At 73.3% G+C, this 4,923-nt stretch carries 5 protein-coding genes and 1 pseudogene; 1 reads left to right on the forward strand and 5 read right to left on the reverse strand.

The window, feature by feature from the left end; all coding sequences use genetic code 11:
• Positions 1 to 169 (forward strand): annotated as a pseudogene (locus VFF97_RS09610) (glucosamine-6-phosphate deaminase); the annotation flags it as partial.
• Between the two features lie 135 nt (positions 170 to 304).
• Here VFF97_RS09610 and VFF97_RS09615 read toward each other — a convergent pair.
• The 5 genes from VFF97_RS09615 to VFF97_RS09635 all read right to left on the reverse strand — a co-directional run.
• Complete coding sequence (locus VFF97_RS09615) at positions 305 to 700, reverse strand: NUDIX domain-containing protein (protein WP_325033279.1); 396 nt, start codon at positions 698 to 700, stop codon at positions 305 to 307.
• Positions 697 to 2,079, reverse strand: a complete 1,383-nt coding sequence (locus tag VFF97_RS09620) for an FAD-binding oxidoreductase (protein ID WP_325033280.1) — start codon at positions 2,077 to 2,079, stop codon at positions 697 to 699. Before VFF97_RS09620 ends, VFF97_RS09615 begins: the two co-directional genes overlap by 4 nt.
• Positions 2,080 to 2,082: 3 nt before the next feature.
• Complete coding sequence (locus VFF97_RS09625) at positions 2,083 to 2,466, reverse strand: YrdB family protein (RefSeq protein WP_325033281.1); 384 nt, start codon at positions 2,464 to 2,466, stop codon at positions 2,083 to 2,085.
• A 52-nt stretch (positions 2,467 to 2,518) separates the two neighbouring features.
• A complete protein-coding gene (locus VFF97_RS09630) occupies positions 2,519 to 4,252 on the reverse strand; it encodes a sigma-70 family RNA polymerase sigma factor (protein ID WP_325033282.1) in 1,734 nt (577 codons plus the stop codon).
• A 339-nt stretch (positions 4,253 to 4,591) separates the two neighbouring features.
• On the reverse strand, positions 4,592 to 4,923 hold a 332-nt coding region (locus VFF97_RS09635; protein WP_325033283.1), incomplete at its 5' end, for an amidohydrolase family protein.

Below are 4,923 nucleotides of genomic sequence, written 5' to 3' on the forward strand. Positions count from 1 at the left end.
CGTCGCCGGCGCCGTCGAGGGTCCGGTGACGGCGTCGTGCCCCGGTTCGGCGATCCAGCTGCATCCGCACGCGACCGTCGTGGTCGACGAGGCCGCCGCGTCGCGCCTCGAGCACGCGGACTACTACCGCTACGCGTACGCGAACAAGCCGGAGTGGCAGGGGCTGTAGCTCTCTCCCGTCTCTCCTCGCTCGCCGAATGCACGGGTTGCCGTCGAGCGCACGGGTTGTCTGCGTGGCGAGGTCGTGCACTCGACGCGAGGTCGTGCGCTCGGGGCGCGCGAAGGCGGGCCTCCGTCACGGTGCCTACGCCCACGCGTGCCGGATGAGGTGATTCCGGCTCAGCGGCGCGAGGGGAGTGTGCTCGACCTCGTCCTCGGCGAGCCACCGCAGCTCGGCGATCTCGGCGCTCGCCGCGGCGAACGGCCGTTCGAGCCGCAGCAGGTACGCGTCGGCGACGACGACGTGGTCGGGTTCGTTGGCCGCGGCATCCGTGAATCGTCCGAGCGGGACGAACGAGGCAGGGTCCGCTTCGATCCCCGTCTCCTCGGCCACCTCGCGCACGGCGGCGTCGAGCGCCGACTCGCCGGCGTCGGGCTTGCCGCCCGGTTGCTGGAAGACGGATGCGCCGTGCTTGCGCACGACGAGCGCCCGGTCGCCTGCGACCACGACGACCGCGCTCACGCGAACCTCGGGGCTCACCGCGCGAACACCTTGCCCGGGTTGAGGATGCCGAGCGGGTCGAACACCGCCTTGATCTGACGCTGCAGCTCCCACTGGTCGTCGCCGAGCTCGTCGGCGAGCCAGCGGCGCTTGAGCACGCCGACGCCGTGCTCGCCCGTGAGCGTTCCGCCGAGGCGCAGGGCCGCGCGGAACAGGTCGTCGGCGGCGTCCCAGATGTGATCCGGCGCCTCGACGATCCCGTGCTCGTCGGGCTCGGCCTCGAAGATGAAGTTCGGGTGCAGGTTGCCGTCGCCCGCATGGGCCACGGTCGGGATCGTCACGCCGTGGTCGCGCTCGACCCGCGCGATCTCGTCGAACATCGCGGGGAGCATGCTGCGCGGCACCGAGACGTCCTCGATGAGGGCGGTGCCGAGCGACTCCATCGCCGGATGCATCATCCGCCGGATCGTGAGCAGTCGCTCGCCTTCCTCGCGGTCGTGCGACAGTGCGACGGTGCCGCCCGACGCGCGCAGCACTTCGGCGATCGCATCCGCTTCGGCAACGGCCGCGGGCCCGTCGGTCTGGATCGTGAGCTGCGCCGCCCCGGGCGTGGGCGGGTCGAGCTCCAGGAGCGCGTGGACCGCCGCGAGCGAGTGCGCGTCCATGAGCTCCATGATCGCGGGCTGGGCTCCCGATGCCGTGACGGCTGCGGATGCCACGGCCGCCGCGCGCACGTCGGCGAACGTCGCGGCGATCGTGCACACCTGGCCCGGTACGAGCCGGCGGAGCTTGAGCGTCGCCCCGACGACCACGCCGAGAGTGCCCTCGGATCCGATCACGAGCGACGTGAGGTCGAGGCCCGTGACGCCCTTCACGGTGCGGTGCCCGAGGTGCAGGAGTCGGCCGTCGGCGAGCACGAGATCGACACCGAGCACCGCATCGCGCACGACGCCGTACTTCGCGCACAGCAGGCCCCCGGCGCCCGTCGCGATGTTGCCGCCGACCGTCGAGATCGCCCGGCTCGCGGGGTCGGGCGCCCACCACAGCCCGTGCTCGGCGAGCGCCGTGTTGAGGTCGGCGTTGAGGATCCCGGGCTCGACCACCGCGAGCAGGTCGTCGGGACGCACTCCGAGGATGCGGTCCATCGCCCGCAGCGACAGCGCGATCTCGCCTTCGCCCGCGTTGGCGCCCCCTGCGAGTCCGGTCGCGGCGCCCCGCGCGACGACGGGAGTGCGGGTCTCAGTCGCGATGCGCATGGTCTGCTGCACGTCGTCGACCGAGGCCGCGTTCACGACGGCGAGGGGAAGACCGGGTGCGGCATGCCCCGACTTGTCGGCGCGGGCGGCCGCGAGCGCATCCGGCGTCGTGTCGACGCGGTCTCCGAGAGCGGCGCGCAGCCGGTCGACGACGTCGACCATGGCTCAGGCGAACCGGCGGCGACCGGCGATGACGCCGACCGTCACGGCGACGATTCCGAAAATGAGGCCGACCCACGTCGCGCCCAGGCTCCACCACGCGATCGTCGCCGACACGTACACGAGCAGCTCGACGACGGCACGGACGAACGGATGCACCGCGAACACGGCCCGCGGCGAGACGAAGAGCGCCCACACCACGATCGCGAGGGCCGGGGTGGCGATGCCGAAGACGATGTTCCACGGGAACGGCCACGACACGAAGCCCCAGATCGCGAGGCTCGCGAACGCGAAGAGCTCGCACAGGAACGCGAGGATGTCGATGCCCGTGATGCGGGGGACGGTGCCCGGTTCGGTCGTCGCGGGGGTCTTGTCGGGCTTGTCGGGCATGACCTCCAGTCTACGTCCGGGCCCCGCCGCCGGTCGTCGCGGAGGCCTCCGCTCAGCGAGGCAGTGCCGCGAGGATCGCGCGCAGGTCGACGAGGCCGCTCAGCCGCGTCGATCCGATCGGGCCGGCCTGGTCGGCGGTGACGTAGCGCAGACCCACGGATGCGTCGGCGAGAAGCTGCGGCAGCGTGGGACGGACCGACGCGGTGCCCGCGCCGCCTCCGTCGAGTGTGATCCGCTGCTTCACCGAGCCGGCGAGGAGCACTTCGACGGTCGAGCCCGCCGCGCCGAAGACGGGGATGTGCAGCGTCAGGCGCATGCCGGTCGAGAACTCCGGTGTCGCACGCGACGGCGTCGGCACGCCCGCGGGGAGCGGATGCACGGTCGGCGGGTCGGGATCGGCCGCGGGCGGGTCGGGGTCGACGGGGGTCGTCGGCGGGGAGTCCGGATCGCTCGCGTCACCCGCGCCGCGGTCGCTCGCCTCGGACTCGGATGCCGCGGGCGGCGCCGTCCGCGGGGCGACCGGCTCCGTCACGGGAGGGCTCTCGTCGACCGGAGGAGTCGGGTCGTCGGGGGTCGGCTCGGGTGTCGGCTCCTCGGGCGGAGCATCCGTCTCGTCTTCGGGCGCCGGCGCGACGTCGGGCCCCGTGGCGGGACCGACCACGAGGTCGTCGAGCGAGCCTTTCTGAGCCGCGGCTTCGGCGACCGTCGACGACTGCTGCAGAGAGGGCAGCACCGCAGCGGCGGCGACGACTCCTCCGACGACCACGGTCGCGGCCACGGCGACCGCCGCGATGCCTCCCGCGCTCGACAGCACCCCCCCGCCCGTCGCGGCGCCCGAGCCCACGGCCGACGCGGCGCCGGAGCCGGACGCCCCGGATGCGCCGGCCGCCCCACCGCCCGCCGCCCCGCCGACGGCGGGCATCGCGACGATCGCGTCGGGCATCGCGGGGACCACGCCCGCCGCCATGGCCATGCTCGTGATGCCGCCCTGCAGCGACGCGAGGTACGAGGCCGACCCGGCCGCGCCCAGCACGAGCGGCAGCAGCACGAGCGCGAGGCGATTCGAGACATCGCGCGCCTCGGCCGCGACGATCGCGCAACGCGCGCACTCCGCGAGGTGCGCCTCGACCTTCGCGCGGTCGCGGCGCCCGAGGTTGGAGCGCGCGTACGCGCCGAGGCGCTCGATCGTCCACTGGCAGTCCGAGCCGTCGGCGACGCTGCGCAGGTGCGCCTGGATCCACGCTTCGCGCAGGCCCTCGCGCGCGCGGAACGCGAGCTGGCTGACGGCCGCCGCCTTCATGCCGAGAAGGGGCGCGACCTCGGCGGGCTTGAGCTGCTCGATCTCGGTGTACCAGAGCACCTCCTGCCAGCGCGTGGGAAGGCTCTTGAACGCCTGTGCGGTGATCCCGCGGTCGAGCGCGTCCTGCGTCGCCTGCTCACCCGAATCCGGGTCTTCGACCGCCTCGAGCTCGTCGATCGCGACCTCGCGCCGACCCCGCCCCCAGCTCGCCGCGGTGTTGCGGATGCTCGTGAACAGGTACGCGCGGAACGATCCGGTCGGACCGCCGCCCTTGAGGATCGACTGGTAGATGCGGGCGTACGCCTCCTGCACGAGGTCGTCGGCGTCGAGGCTCGGCGAGACCGAGGTCGCGACGACGATGCCCGACCGATAATGGCGTCGCCACAGCTCGCCGAACGCCGCTCGGTCGCCGGAGCGTGTGCGGAGCACGAGGTCGGCATCCGCCGTCTCGGTGAACGCGGGGGGCGCGGTGTCGTGTGGGGTCATCTCTCGCTCTCGGCGCGTCTCGAGACGCCGGCCGGGTCACCGGCGTCACTCATGAGACGCGCGCAGTCGGGTCTGCGTTACGCGTTCCGACCATTCTCACGGTTTCACGGCGCGCGCCGCACCGCATCCCCGATTCCGACCCGATGAAAAAAATCTCAGAAGTCGCGTAACGGATGCCGCCCCCCCGCGTCTCATGTGCAGAGACGTCGTTCGAGTCGGGGGGCTGACGCGGGCGGCGGTGCGGGGGGAGCGGGCGAGAGCCCGCGGCACAGGGGAGGGCCCGGAAGCGCTCGGGGGAGACGCTTCCGGGCCCCCGTCTCTCTCCGTGCGCCGTCCGCGTCACACCGGCTCGCCCGCGACCCACACGTGCTGCACGCGCAGCGCGTCGTCGAGGAGCACCGCGTCGGCGACCGATCCGATCCCGAGCCGGCCGAGATCGCGGCGGCCGACCGCACGCGCCGGGGTCGCAGAAAGCGCCGTGAGGGCGGCGCCGAAATCTACGCCCGCCTCGACGACGTTGCGCAACGCCCGATCCTGCGTGAGCGTCGATCCCGCGATCGCACCGCCATCGGCCAGGCGCGCGACGCCGTCCGCGACCTCGACCTCGAGTCCGCCGAGCTCGTACCTCCCGTCGGAGGCACCCGCCGCCGCCATCGCATCGGTGACGAGCG

The sequence above is a fragment of the Microbacterium sp. genome, from assembly GCF_035687345.1.
In the GTDB taxonomy this organism is placed as follows: Bacteria; Actinomycetota; Actinomycetes; order Actinomycetales; family Microbacteriaceae; genus Microbacterium.

Bases quoted from the DNA above. Each gene is read 5' to 3' on its own strand.
- VFF97_RS09625 (WP_325033281.1), bottom strand. From the start codon at position 2,466: ATGCCCGACAAGCCCGACAAGACCCCCGCGACGACCGAACCGGGCACC.
- VFF97_RS09630 (WP_325033282.1), bottom strand. From the start codon at position 4,252: ATGACCCCACACGACACCGCGCCCCCCGCGTTCACCGAGACGGCGGAT.
- VFF97_RS09620 (WP_325033280.1), bottom strand. From the start codon at position 2,079: ATGGTCGACGTCGTCGACCGGCTGCGCGCCGCTCTCGGAGACCGCGTC.